This window comes from Psychrobacter sp. CX14, assembly GCF_057396205.2.
Genome location: NZ_CM183187.1, coordinates 2,913,275 through 2,930,515 on the forward strand (window position 1 = coordinate 2,913,275; position 17,241 = coordinate 2,930,515).

The 17,241-nt window shown below is 44.4% G+C and carries 12 protein-coding genes and 1 pseudogene; 3 read left to right on the forward strand and 10 right to left on the reverse strand.

Annotated features, from left to right (window positions below):
- Window positions 1-13: 13 nt before the first annotated feature.
- From aroB to pilM, 7 genes are all read right to left on the reverse strand, one after another.
- Window positions 14-1,090: a 3-dehydroquinate synthase gene (aroB, locus tag AC2SLO_RS11450; RefSeq protein WP_486541741.1), complete on the reverse strand. Its 1,077-nt coding sequence runs from the start codon at window positions 1,088-1,090 to the stop codon at window positions 14-16.
- Between the two features lie 103 nt (window positions 1,091-1,193).
- The gene (aroK, locus tag AC2SLO_RS11455) at window positions 1,194-1,739 is read right to left on the reverse strand and encodes a shikimate kinase AroK (RefSeq protein WP_486541739.1); all 546 of its coding nucleotides are present in this window, start codon (window positions 1,737-1,739) and stop codon (window positions 1,194-1,196) included.
- 163 nt (window positions 1,740-1,902) lie between these two features.
- Window positions 1,903-4,203 carry a type IV pilus secretin PilQ gene (locus tag AC2SLO_RS11460; RefSeq protein WP_486541737.1) on the reverse strand — a complete coding sequence of 767 codons (2,301 nt, stop codon included), beginning with the start codon at window positions 4,201-4,203 and terminating at the stop codon, window positions 1,903-1,905.
- A 120-nt stretch (window positions 4,204-4,323) separates the two neighbouring features.
- Window positions 4,324-4,926, reverse strand: a complete 603-nt coding sequence (locus AC2SLO_RS11465) for a pilus assembly protein PilP (protein ID WP_495637076.1) — start codon at window positions 4,924-4,926, stop codon at window positions 4,324-4,326.
- Window positions 4,927-4,935: 9 nt separating this feature from the next.
- Complete coding sequence (locus tag AC2SLO_RS11470; RefSeq protein WP_486541733.1) at window positions 4,936-5,664, reverse strand: type IV pilus inner membrane component PilO; 729 nt, start codon at window positions 5,662-5,664, stop codon at window positions 4,936-4,938.
- Window positions 5,664-6,320, reverse strand: a complete 657-nt coding sequence (locus AC2SLO_RS11475) for a PilN domain-containing protein (RefSeq protein WP_486541731.1) — start codon at window positions 6,318-6,320, stop codon at window positions 5,664-5,666. The genes AC2SLO_RS11470 and AC2SLO_RS11475 overlap by 1 nt, the downstream gene beginning before the upstream one ends.
- A 3-nt stretch (window positions 6,321-6,323) precedes the next feature.
- The gene (gene pilM / locus AC2SLO_RS11480; protein WP_486541729.1) at window positions 6,324-7,379 is read right to left on the reverse strand and encodes a type IV pilus assembly protein PilM; all 1,056 of its coding nucleotides are present in this window, start codon (window positions 7,377-7,379) and stop codon (window positions 6,324-6,326) included.
- 428 nt (window positions 7,380-7,807) lie between these two features.
- Here pilM and AC2SLO_RS11485 point away from each other — a divergent pair, with 428 nt between their 5' ends.
- Window positions 7,808-10,591, forward strand: coding sequence for a penicillin-binding protein 1A (locus AC2SLO_RS11485; protein ID WP_486541727.1), 2,784 nt, complete (start codon window positions 7,808-7,810; stop codon window positions 10,589-10,591).
- A gap of 186 nt (window positions 10,592-10,777) precedes the next feature.
- Window positions 10,778-11,785 carry an oxygen-dependent tRNA uridine(34) hydroxylase TrhO gene (trhO, locus tag AC2SLO_RS11490; RefSeq protein ID WP_486541725.1) on the forward strand — a complete coding sequence of 336 codons (1,008 nt, stop codon included), beginning with the start codon at window positions 10,778-10,780 and terminating at the stop codon, window positions 11,783-11,785.
- 132 nt (window positions 11,786-11,917) lie between these two features.
- On the opposite strand, the gene topA is transcribed toward trhO, so the two are convergent.
- From topA to AC2SLO_RS11505, 3 genes and pseudogenes are all read right to left on the reverse strand, one after another.
- The gene (gene topA / locus AC2SLO_RS11495) at window positions 11,918-14,572 is read right to left on the reverse strand and encodes a type I DNA topoisomerase (protein ID WP_486541723.1); all 2,655 of its coding nucleotides are present in this window, start codon (window positions 14,570-14,572) and stop codon (window positions 11,918-11,920) included.
- Window positions 14,573-14,778: 206 nt separating this feature from the next.
- Window positions 14,779-15,324: a hypothetical protein gene (locus tag AC2SLO_RS11500; protein ID WP_486541721.1), complete on the reverse strand. Its 546-nt coding sequence runs from the start codon at window positions 15,322-15,324 to the stop codon at window positions 14,779-14,781.
- Between the two features lie 245 nt (window positions 15,325-15,569).
- Window positions 15,570-16,211: pseudogene (locus tag AC2SLO_RS11505) on the reverse strand (ParA family protein); the annotation flags it as partial.
- Window positions 16,212-16,609: 398 nt separating this feature from the next.
- Here AC2SLO_RS11505 and AC2SLO_RS11510 point away from each other — a divergent pair.
- Entirely contained in the window at window positions 16,610-17,101 is a 492-nt protein-coding gene (locus tag AC2SLO_RS11510; RefSeq protein ID WP_486541719.1) for a DUF2799 domain-containing protein, read from the forward strand.
- The last annotated feature ends 140 nt before the right edge of the window (window positions 17,102-17,241 follow it).

The following is a 17,241-nucleotide window of genomic DNA, read 5'->3' on the forward strand; positions in this document are numbered from 1 at the left end:
AACCAAAAGTTGCTTAAATGGTCTCACTTAATACGGCCTCAAGTAGCGCCGGATCAAAGTCAGCAGTCACAACGGCATCACCGAGTGATTTTAACAAAATCAAGCGTACTTGTCCTGATTTAACTTTCTTATCATGCTGCATTAAGCCCAGTGCCGTTTGGGTATCAATTGGCGGCGGTGCGATAGGCAACTCTGCCGATATCAGTACGTTACAAATACGCTGCAGGTCGGCCTCACTAATCCAGCCCATTTGCTGCGATAACTTAGCTGCCTGTACCATGCCCGCAGCAACTGCCTCACCGTGTAGCCATTCGCCGTAGCCTTCATGCGTTTCAATCACATGGCCAAAGGTATGACCAAAATTAAGCAATGCACGCTTGCCAGCTTCTCGCTCATCTTGCTTAACAATATCCGCTTTATACTGACAACATCTGGCCACTGCTTCGGCCAGTACTATCTTGTCTAACGCCATTAAGGCACTCATATTTTGCTCAAGCCAATCCAAAAACTTGGCATCCATAATCAGGGCATACTTAATCACCTCAGCCATACCCGCTGACAGCTCGCGTCTTGGCAAAGTAGTCAGCGTATGCATATCAGCGAGCACCATTTGTGGCTGCCAAAATGCGCCTATCATGTTCTTGCCTTTGGGATGATTGATACCGGTTTTACCGCCAACACTAGAATCCACTTGCGACAGCAAAGTAGTCGGGATTTGAATGAAATTCACCCCTCGCATAAAGGACGCCGCAGCAAAGCCGGTCATATCCCCAATGACGCCGCCACCTAACGCCACTAAGGTCACATCACGGCTACAGTGATTGTCCATCAACGCATCATAAATCATATTTATGTGCTGCTGATTTTTATACTGCTCGCCATCGGGCAAGATAACGCTCATCACTTTATAATCAGCCTCAAGCCCATCAACTAGCGCTTGCAAATATAACGGCGCAACCGTCTCATTAGAAACAATCATCACCTGCTGGCCTTTAATATAAGGGGCAATCTCAGCCGCCATATCACACTGACTGGTAATGACAATCGGATAATCGTGGCTTTGGGTATGAACGGTTAAATTGGCTTTCATAATACTCTCTGTGTCAGCTTTCACTGTTAACTTTGTTATTTGCCGCTAGCTAGAATCTTATACTATTTGCAAAAATTAATATAGATAGCTGCTTGCTACCGTATTAATCGGCCTCTGCAAACTCAGGATATTTCTCTTTTAACGCTTCCACCACTTTGCGCAGCATATATCTTGGATAACCCTCACCGGTCTCAACAATAATGTCCGCCACTTCTCGGTATAAGGGGTCACGCACCTCAAACAAAGATTCTAAAACCGCACGTGGGTTCGGCGTTTGTAATAAAGGGCGCGATTTATCTTTGGAGGTTCTTTTTAGCTGAACATCAACGTTGGCTTGCAAATAGATAGTAATGCCTTGTTTTTTTAAGCACTCACGGTTTGCTTCTTGCACCACCACGCCGCCACCAGTTGCTAAAACGATATTCGGCAAATCTGTCAGCTCAGCAATGGCCTTTGCTTCACGCTCACGGAAACCTGCTTCCCCTTCTTTTTCAAAAATCCAAGGAATGTCTGCGCCTGTCTGCGCCTCGATGTAGTGATCACTATCTAAAAATTGTCGGCCGAAGTGTTTTGCCAACAGCTTACCAACTGTGGTCTTCCCCGCTCCCATAGGGCCAACAATAAATAATGATGGCAAAGATGATTGCATTATTATCTCTCACATAAATTCACAGATTATACAGACATTTTTGTGCTTAATGCTATTTTGGTACACAACCCCATTAAACTAAATAGCTTATTATTTATCAAATATAGCCCTTTATTATTTGCAAATGGGGTTAAGCGGCACTAAAAGCTGACAAATATAAAAACTAATAAAAACTCTCGACCTGCTCATCGATAAGTTTGGGTGTCACAAAAATAAGCAACTCTTGCTTATCATTTCTACGCAAATCCTTCTTAAACAAATGACCCATATAAGGAATATCACCAAAGAAAGGCACTTTTTCGACATTATTAAAGATTTGATTGCGGTAAATGCCGCCCAAAACAATGGTTTGCCCATCATCAATGGTCACATTGGTACTTAACGTATCGGTATCTATCAGAATAATACCCTGCCCGACTGGATTGGGGCGACCATTTTCAATATTTAATTGTAAGGCAATTTTACCCTCGGGCGTGATATTAGGCGTGACCTCTAAGCTAAGCACCGCTTCCTCAAATTGAGTGGTGGTGCCGCCGCCTTCTGATTCGCTCTGATACGGTATTTTGGTACCAGAAGATACTTTGGCAGTTTGCTTATCCATGGTCAAAATCTTCGGGGTCGAAATCACCTCGCCACGTCCATCTGCCTGCATCGCCGATAACTCTAAATCTATCATTAAATCGGACATACTGAGTAGGCCAAACGCAATACGCCCTGCTGCATTAGACACACCCAAATCCACATTTAAATTATCGGGGCGATGGATAGCATATTTAGGGGAAGACACCGACTTACTATTTATTGTCGTATTCTCTATCGTAAACTGTTTTAAATCAGCCAACGTCTGGGTGCTACCACCGACCAATAAAGTATCATTATTGCCAATGCCTTTGGACAAGACGCCCCATTTAACCCCCATCTCCTTACTAAAGCTATCGGTGGCGCTGACAATACGAACCTCAATCATGACCTGACGCACTGGAATATCTATTTTGGCAATCAGCTCATGTATGTTCTCTAGGCTTACCGCAGTATCTCTGACTATCAGCGTATTGGTGCGCGTATCAACCGTAATACTGCCTCTACCCGATAATAAAGCGCCTGCTTGACTGACCAGAGTCAGCCCTTTAGATGTTAGCGCTTTGGAGGTTAATGGAGCAGATGAGCTTCGGGCTTGAGATATAAGGTTAACCACCTTACTGGCTTTCGCATAATTTAAGCGTACATATTCTGTACGTAGCGGCAGCCTATTTGCTAACTGCTGCTGTGCTTTAAGCGCATTAAGATTACGCTCAGCAATTTCTGCAATGGGCGCGACCAAAATCACATTACCTTGCTTCTGCATCGCTAATTGTTTGCTTTGCAAAATTAGATCTAAGGTTTGGTCCCACGGCACGTTAATCAGGTTTAAGGTTATTTTTCCTGCGACTGCATCACTGACGACAATATTCATCTCGGTAAATTCAGACAGTAAATGTAGCGCACTGCGCACCTCTACATTCTGAAAATCCATCGACATCGGTTGGCCGCTGTATTTCTTTTTGGTCACAACCGGTGTGTGTAACAGCTGTGCCGGCTTTATCGTTAAAGTGAACTGCTTACCAGCTTGATACGCTTGGTATTCAAAATCTTTAGGCATCGAAAGCGTAATAAGCCCCTCCTCACCCTTAGAAGTGCTTTTATTCATCACAGTCATTTTATCGACCAGACCATCATTAACATGATGCTGTCCCAGTAACTGTTGCGGAATAGTCGCACCTAGCAGGCGTATCATGACCTTATTGCCTCGGCGCTGTATATCTAGAGCTGTCTCATCAATCAGCTCAATACTTAGCGTGCCCACCCCTTTTGTTGGGCGGCTATAGGCCAGATTGTCTAAACCGTAAAGCTGACTGCTTTGCTCTTTACCCTTTCGAGTGGGACTCGGTAGGGATTTAAGCTGCTCACTACCATAATTAATGACACTCGGCTGTGAGCTATCTACCAAGCTATTGCCGTAACGATAGGTATTGGCGACTTTTTGCTGCTGGTTAATATTAACCAGCAAACTATCATTCTGAGCCATACTCATAAAGGTCGGGCTTTGTGCGCTAGGGCTTAGATGAACAATCAATCGAGTATGCGCCTCACTACTTAAACTCTCAATTGTCGATATAGTGCCTTGCTGAATATCATACTGCTGTAACGACAATCCATTTGCCACATCATTAAAATCCAATACCAAACGCGACGGATTGTCTAATTGATACGCTTTTGGCATGACAGCTGTCCCATCAAAACCAAGTCGCAGCTGTGTCGAATTATCAGACGACTTATCAACCATTAATCCTGTTAGGGTTTTACTTAGACAAACCTGAAGGATGCTTAGAGACAAGGCAATCGCTGCCATAATAAAAACAATAAAACGCACGCTAATCTTAACGGCCACAGTTACTGCGCCGCCTGTCTTATCTCTACTGAGCATACTCTTCCCTAAAAATGGTGCTGATTATCCAAATGGTATTTCTAATAGTGATAACGCTCGTATCTGATATCCAAATACATGCAGACCTAAGTAATATAAAGCGTGTGAGTCTTAAAGGTATTATTGGAAAGATCTAAGAAAGGCAGGCTGCTCAAGCTGACCGCCTTGCGGATCTAGAAACTGCTCAACAATTTCAATATGGTTGGCAGTAATGGCAACAATTCGGCCGTTATAAGGACCTAATTTATCATCCACTTGCACACGGGCAATAAGTCCATCAGGACGCTCAACCAAGCCATATAGCACATTGGTTTTTGAGGTCATGCGCCCTCTATAATGCAGCTGTTGTAGCTTATACCGCTCAAGTCCATGTTTAATTTGAATGGTTTTTTGAACCGGTAGTGTCGGTGTTACCTCTACCGGCTGAGTTTCGATAACCCCAGTAGCAGGAGCAGCCGGCCGTTTGTTTAACACACTAAGCGGCATAAATGGGCTGCGTAAACTTTGTGAAGAATAAATATAGGCATCGGGTTCTGTTATCGTATCAGAGGTGTCCAGAGCAGCGATTGGTTCAAGATGAGTGGCTGACATGGTATCTATGTTTGCTATGGCAGCATCGGCAATCGCACCACGGTCTGAACACCCTGATAGCAATAAAATAGTTACCAACCCGATTAATTGAAGACTTGCTGCTACAACCTGAGCACCCTGAATATTTATCACAGTTCTCATCTAGTCATTCACCAAAGTCGCGTCGGGATAATTTGGCTCAGAGTTAGCGACAGCAATCTCTGAAGCAATAGGTTTCACTCGATACGCTTTGGCTTGCAACGTTAAGGTCAGCTCCGGTGCTTTCTGCAAACTTGGCATTAGATTAGTGACTTCGAAATCATGCAACGTGATTAAATGCGGCAACTCACCCAAACGACTCATAAACAGACCAAACTGATGATACTGGCCCACTGCAATAATGCGAATGGGCTGCTCAATAAATAGAGGCTGCTCAATCGCTGCATCAATAGCAATGTCTTGAAACCGAATACCGCTATCTACCCCTATGCTATTAATACTGTCAACCAAATCAGAGGCAGAGGCAGTCGCTGGCATTTGTCCAAGCAACTTTGCAAACTGGGACTCTAACTGTATTACCTGCGCCTTATAGGATTGCAATTGTCCTGACTGAGCTTTCTGGCTCTGGTACGTTTGTAGCAGCACTTCTTGCTGTGCTTCCGCTGCTTGAATATCGGCTAACTTATGGCGAATAGGCACAGCATAACCCACTATTGTTATGACCAATAACAAGACTAAGATAAGCAAGACTTTGATGACCAAAGGCCAACTGCCATAGTTTTGTCGATCAAGTTGCTGTAACTCTTGCCAGAAATTGCGTAAATCAAAACGCTTTTTTGAGGTAAGGTTAGCATTGTGATTAAGATTGGGACGCTTTGTAACGTCTCCCATTATGGCTCTACTCCATCACTATTAAGTGGTGTGTTCGGCTGCTTTGGATTAGATAGACTGACTTGCTGCATTTGGGTAGTCACCACAAAGTCAATATAACCGTCTTCTGGGTATTGCCCATTATTTAAGGAATTAAATGACTCTTGTGAGCTTATAGAAGCGATGTTAGCCGTATTTTGCTTAACAAATTTAACCGTTGCCTCATTGAGCCAATCACTGGCATCCAAGCCTTCGATCAATCTCCCTACCCGATCTGGATTATCTGCTCTACCGATTAAAGTCAGCAGCGCCTGTTCTCCTGCCATCCCGCTCAAATACAGCGTATCTGGGATTGCTTTGGCCACATCATCCCAAACACGCACCGGCATCGAGCTCTGAGTTTGCAAGGTATGAATAGCCTCCGTCTGCGCCATAATATCATCACGGCGCCGCATCAGATTTTTAATTAAAATCAGCTCTGCACTTAATGCGTTGTTTTTTGCCGAAATACGGTCATTAGCCGCATATTGACTCTCTAAAGTCTGATCAACATAACACCATGCAAGAAAAGTAGCGACTATTCCCAAAATCAAACTGACAGAAAGTACAATTAAAAAGTTGCGGTTGCGGCGTTTGCGCTGAGCATCCCGCCAAGGTAGTAGATTAATAGTAGCCATAAATTAGTGCTCCACCCTTAATGCCAGACCACAAGCCGTCATTAAGCGCGGCGCATCTACTGCTAGCTGAGCTAAGTCAATGCTGCGATCAATACTCATATTCTGAAAAAGGTTGGCGACTGTGGTCGGTATATTCAAACGGTTTTGCAGAATAGAAGGCAGGTCTGATAAACAGGCCGTACCACCACATAATACAATGTGGTCAACTTGTGATGATGGGTTGGAGGATAGATACAGCTGAATAAATCGGCTTAATTGCTGATTTAGATTGTCAATAAAAGGAATTAGTACCTGCGCTTCATAATCTGACAGGGCAGATGGATCAAATTTCGCTTCTATGGCCTCAGTAAGACTCAGCCCATATTTATGTTCAATGGCTTCGGTTAACTGCCCACCACCAAAGCGCTGCTCACGACTGTGCACAAACGTGCCATCTCGAGCAATATAAAATTCGGTATGCTCATCACCAATATCGACTAAAACTATTAAACTTGGGGCATTAGGCAAGGCATTATCAATAAGTCGGAAGGCGCGCTCGATAGCATAAGGCACGGTTTCAACGACTACAGCACGTAAGCCGCCTAGCTTTAACGCCTCAACACGGTGATCTATGGGTTCTGCTTTTGATGCAACCAGTAGCACTTGAATATCGGTGGGGTTCACTGTTGACGTGCCCACCACCTCAAAATCCAAATAGGCTTCTGCTAATGGATAAGGAATATATTGTTCAGCATTGACATAGATATGCGCCTCTCTTTGTAGTTCAGTAAAGTGCGCAGGCATGTCCATCAGCTTAGTGGTTGTCGTCGCAGCCGGCATGGCAATGGCTGCTTTTCTCGAACTGCCGGTTAAGCGCTGTGCTAAAGCCGCTGCGGCCTTACCAATGGCGTCACTATCAACTAAGATATCGTCGACAATCGTACCTTGAGCTAGACTTTGAATAGCGTAGCTTTTAAGGTGGTAGGTGTCATGCTGTCTGACCACTTCCACTATTTTTAAGGCGGTGGTACTAATATCTATCCCTATTAGCCGCTGCCGCTTTGAGGGAAACAACCTCACAATACAAAATCCTTTTAGGGGCAAGTAAAATCTCAATGTAATTAAAATTACATTAATTAATATTTAGTTAGTTTTAGTTGCTTATTTACAACAATATTTAAATAAAGTGTTATTGTCAACTTATTTAATATTTTAACCTTTATTGATAAGACTAATATTTATGGTAGTAATTGGCTATCAGATACTATTAAGCGTAGCCATAAAGCATCCAAAAAACTCATTAAATCGACTTTATTTATTAAATAGTGGTTTTGTTTCTTATATCATTAAGTCAATTACAGCGACTGTTTTACAGTAAAGCCTATAAGATAACGCTCGTTTACTTTATAATTTGCTTTATAATTGCATCTATATAAACATGGTCAACCCGTCACAAATTGTGAGGACCACTGTGTCTAATACTTCAGTTTCTAATTAATAGAGTCACTATGCCTCAAAAGCCTGCTTCTTCTCGTCTTATCCATTTCCTTGTATATCTCCTACTGGCGATTATAGCGTTCGTCATTATCTTGGTATTGGCCTTTCCTATCGGATTTTATGGGATGGCGATGTACATCTCGCCCAATCTGCCAAGCGTCTCTGAAATTAAGACGGCCAATCTTGAGATGCCGCTACAGATATATAGTAAAGATGACAAACTCATTGGGCAGTATGGCAATCGCATGTCATTGCCGGTGACCTATGAAGAGGTACCAGAGGACCTAATTAATGCGTTCTTGGCTGCAGAGGATTCCTCTTTTTATGAGCACAGTGGTATTAGTATCAAAGGTCTTGGCCGTGCAGTGACCGAGATTATTACTGATGACGAGGGTCAGACCGGTGGGTCAACCATTACCATGCAGGTGGCTAAAAACTATTTCTTAAGCCCAGAGCGTACCTTTAGTCGTAAGCTGACCGAGCTGTATCTTGCCCGCCGTATGGAAGATGAGCTGACTAAAGAAGAGATTCTGACACTTTATGTCAATAAGATTTATATGGGTGAAGGTGCTTACGGTATTAAAGCCGCTGCTAAGAAATATTTTAGTAAATCGCTTGATCGTTTGACCATCGCAGAGATGGCGACACTTGCTGGTCTGCCTAAAGCACCCTCTCAAAATAATCCCGTCTCTAATCCAGAAGAAGCCAAAGAACGTCGTAACTGGATTGTTGGCCGCATGTTAGATCTTGGCTATATTACTCAGGCTCAGCATGACGAAGCCGTGCGTGCTCCTATCGGCGTGCATCTGTACAAAGAAAAGCTAGATGTTAATATGCCTTATTTGGCAGAGATGACCCGTCACGCACTGGTCAGCCGTTATGGTACTGGCGTTATTAATGCCGGTTGGCGTGTTAAATTGACTGTAGACAGTGAGGCGCAAAGCACCGCGGATACCGCCATCAAAAAAGGCCTGATTGGTTATGATAGACGTCACGGCTGGCGCGGTGCTGAAGCCAATGGTAAGCCGCTTTCTGACTTTACGACCTACTCGAACATGGTTCCTGCCAAGGTCACTAAAGTAGATTATCGCAGCTTTAAGGCTGAGCTTCAAAATGGCGAAGTAGTGACCGTTCCTTGGTCAGGCATGAGCTGGGCGAAAGAATATTTAGACGCAAACCGTATTCGTAGATATCCGAACCGTGCGGCAGATATTGTGTCAAAAGACGACATCGTACGTTTGATTGCCAATGAAGACCAAACCTCTTGGCGACTCACCCAAGTACCGAAAGTTCAAGGCAGCTTGGTGGCATTAGACCCAGAAACTGGTGCACTTACTGCATTGGTCGGTGGTTTTGATTACCGCTATAGTAAGTTTAACCGTGCCACTCAAGGTTGGCGTCAACCTGGCTCTACTATTAAACCTTTAAACTACGCCGCCGCATTAGAAAAAGGCTATCGTCCAGACAGCATGATTTCGGATGGACCGCTACGTATCGGTGACTGGAAACCCAAAAACTCAGATGGCCGATTTTATGGCAATATGACCTTACGCCGCGGTTTATACTTGTCGCGTAACCTCGTGTCTATCCGTCTATTGCAAGCCGTCGGTACCGAGGATGCACGTCAACTTTTAGATCAGTTTGGTCTCGATAAAGAAAAACTACCAACTACTCTATCACTCGCTTTGGGTGCCGGTCAGGCCACGCCGCTACAGATGGCAACTGCTTATGCCGCCTTTGCCAATGGCGGACACCGCGTACAGCCTTACTTTATTGATCAGATTTATGACTATGACAATAATCTGCTATATTTAGCCAACCCCAAACGTGCTTGTGCGCTGTGCTTTAATAGCAATCTTAAAAAGCTAAATACTCAGCTTAAAGAGGAGTATGAGGCAAAGCAAGAAGAGCAACTCAAACTGCGTGATGAGGCATTAGAAACCCTAAAGAACGAGACCAACCTTTCTACAGCAGACGCCCAAAAGACCGCAAAAGTATTAATCGCTGGCAACGCAAGTGACGAAGATATATCAACTACTGAAGATGATGAAGCAGTACGTGAAGCCGCTATTGAAGCGCTACGCTACAACGCATCTCCTATCAGTGATCGCTTAAAACCAAAACCAATACAATATTCACCCGCTGAGCAAGCGCCTCGTATCTTAAAGCCTATCGTCGCTTATGAGATGGCTGGTATCCTGCGTGATGTGGTACAACGTGGTACTGCACGCCGTGCATTGGCCTTAGGCCGTAGTGATATTGGTGGTAAAACTGGTACCACAAATGATATGAAAGATGCTTGGTTTGCAGGTTTCCAACCAAGCCTAGTCTCTATCGTCTGGGTGGGGTTTGATCAACCATCTACTTTGGGCCGCGGAGAATATGGCGGTGTAGCGGCCTTGCCTATTTGGATGGACTTTATGCGTGCTCAGCTTAAAGGTAGACCACATCAATGGGTCAGCGTTGATAATGTCGCTAAATCTGAAAAGCAAAAGCAAGACGTTATTAACCTATCTGAGGATAATGATAATACCAGCGAAGAGTCAAAAGACGACAAAACGCGTCAAATCACCAATAGAAAAATCACTGAAAGCTCTAACTTAAAGCCGCCAAAAGCTGCCATGAGTGAGCGTCAGTTACCACCGCCACCGCCTGAGCCAAAACCGGCTGTGAGCTCTGAATCAGCAAGGCCTGTCCGTTCTCAAGCCAATAGCCAGAACAGCAATAGCTCTAATAGCAGCAGTAACAATGCAGCGTCGGGCAGTAGCAGCGAGAATACTTCAGATTCTGAATAAACTCACTTGAAGTTCGCTATAAATCCCTAATAGACTACCTTTTTACTATCAGCTTGTGTCTACTGGTTTAGGCTCAGGCTGTATTCACTCTTAAGCCTTGGGTTTAAGTCCTTCACTTTGACAAATACGCTTAGCATTTAGCCAAATCACGCACTAGGTTTACGACCTAGCCAGCAGGAGAAAATTATGACCACATCATCAACATTAACTGACACCAACAACATTGTCGTCACCGCACTGTACAAATTCACCCGCTTTAATGACTATGAAGATTACCGTGAACCGCTACGTCAGCTGATGCTAGACAAAGGCGTACGAGGCACTTTGCTTCTAGCCTCTGAAGGTATTAACGGTACTATTTCTGGCGACCGTGCTGGTGTCGATGCAGTGCTTGAATATATCCAAAACATTCCAGCCATTGGCGCATTTGAATATAAAGAATCTTTTACCGATACCCAGCCGTTTTTCCGTACCAAAGTGAAGCTGAAAAAAGAAATTGTCACTATGGGCGTAGAAGGTATTGACCCTCTACAATCGGTCGGCCGCTACGTTAAGCCTAGCGAATGGAATGATTTAATTAGCGATCCCGAGGTACTGCTAATTGATACGCGCAACGATTATGAAGTGCAAATCGGCACCTTTAAAAACGCGGTAAATCCAAAAACAGAGACTTTCCGTGAGTTCCCTGAATACGTCAAAAATGAGCTTGATCCAAATAAGCACAAAAAAGTCGCCATGTTCTGTACGGGTGGTATTCGCTGTGAAAAGTCGACGGCCTATTTACGTGAGCAAGGCTTTGATGAGGTCTATCATTTAGAAGGCGGTATCTTAAAATATCTAGAAGAAGTGCCTGCCGAAGAGTCTCTATGGCAAGGCGACTGCTTTGTATTCGATAACCGCGTGGCCGTCAATCACAGCCTAGACAAAGGTGAATACGATCAGTGCTATGCTTGCCGTATGCCAATCACTGAAGAGGATAAGCAAGACCCTGCCTATGTTAAAGGCGAGTCATGTCCTCACTGTATCGATAAAGCCACAGAGGAGCAACGCGCCCGTTTTCGTGAACGTCAACGCCAAATCCAACTGGCAAAGCAGCGTGGTGAAGCCCATATCGGTGCTGACGTAAATGAAGTGATTGAAGCCCGTAAACAACAAAAGCTGCAAGCCAAGTTAGAGCAAAAGAACGAACAATAGCTGTTATTTGGTGATAAGAAACCAGTCTAATAAATTGAAATAGTTGATAATGAACACTTAGCAAAAATGCCCACCGTTTAACGGTGGGCATTTTTATATCAATAATACGGCAGAGAAAAGAGGGTCAAAAACTTACTGCTCTACCCATTCGCCGTTACGCCAATAGACACCCCAACGTGTGGCTTTGCCAGTCTTTAAGCTCTCCGAGCCGATATACTGCTCTTTTTGCTTACGTGACCAACGCAAAATGGTTGGATTACCGTCTGGATCTTCGTCTGGGCCATCAAATAGATATTGGAATTTCTCATCCATTTTATCTTTGATGGCACGCAGCTCTGCAAGCTTAGGCGGACGCGTCTCACGTACTTTTGGAAACTTCGATGCCGCTAAGAACAGACCAGCTGCCCCTTCACGTAAGATAAAGTGGTCATCATGCTTGGTTGATCTTAGCTCTGGCATATCGATTGGATCCATACGCGGCGGCGCAGGTTCACCATTTTTTAGCACTTTACGGGTGTTGTCACACTTATTACACGCAAAATATGGACCAAAGCGACCCGTTTTCAGCTCCATTTGACCATCACACTTATTACAATCAATGGTGGGCGCATCAGAACCAGGTACTTCAAACTTACCTTCTTCTAGTAAGTATCCATCACAATCTGGGTTATTACCACAGATATGCAGCTTCAAGCCGCCATCAACGATATAACCATCCATCGCGGTACTACATTTAGGGCAACGCTTTTTCTCCATCAACTCTTTGACTTCAACACTCTCGTCAATCTCGCTGTCATCAAGATTGGCAAAGGCTTCAACCGGCATTAGGTTTTTGGTGCCTTTACAGCGCTCTTTTGGCGGCAGGTTATAACCCGTACAGCCTAAGAACACACCGGTTGAGCCATTACGCAGCTGCATTGGTCTGTCACACAGATCACAATGCACGTCAGGCACATCGGTTGGGTCGTTCGGGCGCATACCGTCTTTATCTTTGGCATGCTCAAGCTTGGTCTTAAAGTCGCCATAGAAGTTATCTAAGACCGCCTTCCAGTCTTGATCGCCTTGTGCTACATTGTCAAGCTTGTCCTCAAGCCCTGCAGTAAAGGTGTAATCCATCAGCTCAGGGAAGCTTTCGGTCAGACGATCAGTAACGATATCGCCCATTTTTTCGGCATACAGACGCTTATTTTCAAGCTTCACATAACCGCGGTCTTGAATGGTCGAGATAATCGACGCGTAAGTCGATGGGCGGCCAATGCCTTTTTTCTCAAGCTCTTTTACCAAGCTTGCTTCGGTATAGCGTGCCGGCGGCTTAGTAAAGTGCTGACTTGGGTCGAGTTTAATCAGATTTAACTCATCGCCTTTTTTAACATCTGGCAACAAGGTGTCGTCTGTTTTTGCTGGCGGCATTACTTTGGTAAAACCATCAAAAGTCATAGTACGACCACGCGCTTTGAGCTCAACATTACCAGCTTCAACCAGTAAATTCACTGACTTGTATTTGGCCGGTAACATTTGGCAAGCCACAAACTGACGCCAAATTAACTCATACAAACGAATCGCATCACGCTCAACCCCTTTTAGCTGAGTGGATTTTAAATTGGCATTGGTCGGACGAATGGCTTCGTGAGCCTCTTGTGCATTTTGCTTACTGCCATAGAAGTTTGGCTTTTCAGGCAGATACTTCTTACCATAGCTGTCTTCAATAAAGCCGCGTACGGTCGATAGCGCATCCGCTGACAAGAAAGTCGAGTCAGTACGCATGTAGGTGATGTGACCCGCTTCATATAGGCGCTGAGCAAGCATCATGGTCTTTTTCACAGGGAAGCCGAGACGGGTGCTGGCTGCTTGCTGCAGGGTAGAGGTAATAAACGGTGCACCTGGCTTCGACTGAGTCGGTTTCTCTTCACGCTCTTTGACGATATATTTTGCAGGTTTTAATATCTCTAATACCGCGTCTGTCTGCTCTTTATTACCAAGCTTTAATACTTTGCCATCTTGCTTGACTGCTTCTAGACGAATCGGCGTATCTTCGGCAACATTGGCATTATCGCTGCCTTTCATCGTGGTATCGGCATAAATCTGCCAATACTCTTCTGGAATAAAGGCACGAATTTCGCGCTCACGCTCAACCACCAAACGTGTTGCCACCGATTGTACTCGGCCAGCAGATAGGCCACGGGCAATCTTTTGCCAAAGTAGTGGCGATACCATAAAGCCCACTACTCTGTCTAAAAAGCGGCGTGCTTGCTGCGCATTAACACGGTCAATATCGAGTTTACCCGGCTGCTTAAACGCATTTTGAATCGCTGACTTAGTAATCTCGTTAAAGACCACACGCTGATATTTGCTGTCATCACCGCCAATCACTTCACGTAAGTGCCAAGCGATCGCCTCTCCTTCTCTATCCAAATCCGTTGCCAGATAAATCTTATCGGCATCTTTAGCCAGAGATTTGAGCTCTTTAATGACTTTGGTTTTGTTAGGCAATACTTCATACACCGCTTTCCAGCCGTGCTCTGGGTCAATACCCATGCGGCGTACTAAAGCTTGTTGCGCTTTTTCTTCTTTGCTTAATTTTTCATCCGCTGCCGTGGCTTTTTTCTTTACACCACTGCTGGTCGGCAAGTCGCGTACATGACCAATACTTGAGCGAACAATAAAGTCATCGCCTAGGTACTTGTTAATGGTCTTGGCTTTGGCAGGGGATTCCACAATCACCAGTGACTTGCCTTTGGCACTAGCGGTGGATGCCTCTGTTGTTTTCTTGCGAGTGGTTTTTGCCATTGATATTAAAATCCTAATTAATCTTTCTTATAAATTATGTTTTGTGCGCCGTAATCGTGATTGCTGTCTCTTATTTACAGCAACATTACGGTCAAAATTGAATAGACGTTACACTGCTAACAGTTGCGCTGTCAACAGTGTTTTTCAAGTGCAGGTGCGTATTATGATGATTGAATGACTATTTATCGTGTTTAAAATCAATACTATTAAGAGAGTTTTTGCGCCCAATCTAGCATTCTTGATTTAAGGGCTAATAAGTCGGGCTCTATCTGATTGGCATCATAATGCGGATTGGTATTTGGCTTGACATAACCACTGTCATCCCAGAAGACAACTAGACTATTGGCTTTGCTATAAACCGCTTTTACAAAAGGCGCAATAGTATCGGGTAAATCCAGTGGCTCCCCATCAAGATCGTAATTAACCACAGGTCCGCTCGGCTCTGTTAGAGATTGCTCAGAGGCTGGTTTGACGCTACTGTCTGGGCGCAGCTGTCCATCGAGCACTTGATAACGCGTCTCTGGGAACTTCATATCATCTAGGACCAGCGCATACTGCCCCATCATGCCGCTGCCAAACTCATTATTACGACCACGAATCCATTCAGGGCACGAAATTAGCCTAGGGTGAAGCTCTAATCTACGGGCACTCATCCGCAGCTTATCTAACCGCAACTCAACCCCATTCGGCTTCAGCGCCATCATACTACCCAATACAAACAGTCCGATGGCAACTGCAATCCAAGTACCCATATGTTTTCCGTTATTGTTTACAGTAAAATTATCTAGGCTAATGGCACTCTAAATTCAGACCTTAAATAAGGTGGCAAGCATTAGCCTTTACAACAAAGGCTCAGATTTTACCATTATTCGTACCAAGTGGAATCATCTTGTTCCGACGACTTTGATTTTTTATCATCTGCCGTCGCTAATTTCTCTAGTGTGGCAGGAATATTGGCATCGGCTAATTGCGATTCATATTTGCTAGCAACTTTGGGCATCAAAGCGTCCATCACCGGCTGCCACTGGGCTTGCACATCACGGTAGCGCTTTTGGGTATGATCAAAGATACTCAGTCCTTGCTCGGCTAATTGCGGATATAAGGTTCTTTCACTAAGCCAAGCCAACGGCGGCTGTCCTATCTCTTCAAAGAAGCTTTGAAGCGCCTGATTGGTACTACTCTGCGGACGAACCCGGTTAGCAAGTAGATGGATATCAACTTTACCTTTACGAATGCGTTTTATATCTTGAATCGAAGTCAAAAACTGCTTGGTACTGTCGGCATCAAAGATTGAGGGTAGCACCGGAATCAAAATCGCCTTTGCTTCACTAATTAACGACTGCGCTCGCTCAGCACTAACCGAACCGGGCGCATCGATAATCAACCAGTCTTTTTTACCCAGATTCTTGGCAACCTTTTTAGGTAAGTCGCCTATATCCTCTTCATCATGCCAATCTACTGAATATATCTTAGCGGCGTCGCTTGGACGCAGCTTAAGCCAGCGTAAGCTCGACTTTTGCGGGTCTGCATCTGCTAGCGCTACGGTTTGCCCTTGATTAGCAAGTGCAGCGGCAAGGGTGATGGCGACTGAGGTCTTACCACAGCCGCCTTTTTGATTTGCTACAAGTACGGTCTTCATATCTGTTTACCCATATAATCGCTGAAATACTGAAAAACTCTACTGACCATGTATGATTTATACTATTTATATACGTCTAATTGGATCTGAATTCAATATATTATTTAATAATATAGCTTAAAATAAACTGATTAATTTCTCTAAACAACCAGAAATAAGGGCTTTATTATCCAATCTGTAAGCCGCTGCTTTGCTGTCTTTGTTAAATTAATACCCTATCATACCAAAGCCTCTTGGCAAATGGACGGCATGACAACTAATAAATACAATATAAGCTTACAGAAAAATATGCTATTCAGAGTTAGACTTTAGAGTAAGCGTTATTTTAAGCGCCATACTTTACGCTCAAAAGCTTGGCTTTATGACAGAAGCTTAATAAACGACGAGGGCAGATAATCATGAAACACATTACCTTAGCTAGCAGTCTTATTGGACTTGCGATGATAGCCCTTAGCGGCTGTGCTACCACACCGACGCTTTCTGCGCAGCAATGTCAGAGCGGCAACTGGAAAGAGATTGGCTATGCTGATGGCGCTGCAGGCCGCTCAGGTGCCTATTTTGGCAAGCACGTTAGCGAATGCACCGGCGTTTCTGGCAGTGAGCCCAATCGCATTTTATGGGAAGAAGGCCGTCAGCAAGGGCTAGAGGCTTATTGCACTGAATTGAACGCCTATAAATTAGGACGTGAAGGCCTTGACTGGCAACCTGTTTGTCCGCTTGAGGGTATTGAGAAGTTAGAGGATGCTTATAATCAAGGCCGATACTATTATATCCGCCAACGTGATCTAGAGTATTTGGCTTCACCCTATCCTTGGGGTTATGGCTACGGACGTTACGGCTATTACAATCCGCGTTATTGGAATGGCCCTTATTTCAGACCCGTTTGGTAAGCTTTCTATAGGGCGTGTGGAACATTCGACCATGGCACTGGCGGCGACTATTTTTTAGTCAATATGCAGTGAAATTTTTGACGCTTAGTCATTCTAAGTTAGACGATTTCGCAATATATTGGTAAAAAAGAGTCCCGCCC

Bases quoted from the DNA above. Each gene is read 5' to 3' on its own strand.
- aroB (WP_486541741.1), bottom strand. From the start codon at position 1,090: ATGAAAGCCAATTTAACCGTTCATACCCAAAGCCACGATTATCCGATT.
- aroK (WP_486541739.1), bottom strand. From the start codon at position 1,739: ATGCAATCATCTTTGCCATCATTATTTATTGTTGGCCCTATGGGAGCG.
- AC2SLO_RS11460 (WP_486541737.1), bottom strand. From the start codon at position 4,203: ATGCTCAGTAGAGATAAGACAGGCGGCGCAGTAACTGTGGCCGTTAAG.
- AC2SLO_RS11470 (WP_486541733.1), bottom strand. From the start codon at position 5,664: ATGGGAGACGTTACAAAGCGTCCCAATCTTAATCACAATGCTAACCTT.
- AC2SLO_RS11475 (WP_486541731.1), bottom strand. From the start codon at position 6,320: ATGGCTACTATTAATCTACTACCTTGGCGGGATGCTCAGCGCAAACGC.
- AC2SLO_RS11485 (WP_486541727.1), top strand. From the start codon at position 7,808: ATGCCTCAAAAGCCTGCTTCTTCTCGTCTTATCCATTTCCTTGTATAT.
- trhO (WP_486541725.1), top strand. From the start codon at position 10,778: ATGACCACATCATCAACATTAACTGACACCAACAACATTGTCGTCACC.
- topA (WP_486541723.1), bottom strand. From the start codon at position 14,572: ATGGCAAAAACCACTCGCAAGAAAACAACAGAGGCATCCACCGCTAGT.
- AC2SLO_RS11500 (WP_486541721.1), bottom strand. From the start codon at position 15,324: ATGGGTACTTGGATTGCAGTTGCCATCGGACTGTTTGTATTGGGTAGT.
- AC2SLO_RS11510 (WP_486541719.1), top strand. From the start codon at position 16,610: ATGAAACACATTACCTTAGCTAGCAGTCTTATTGGACTTGCGATGATA.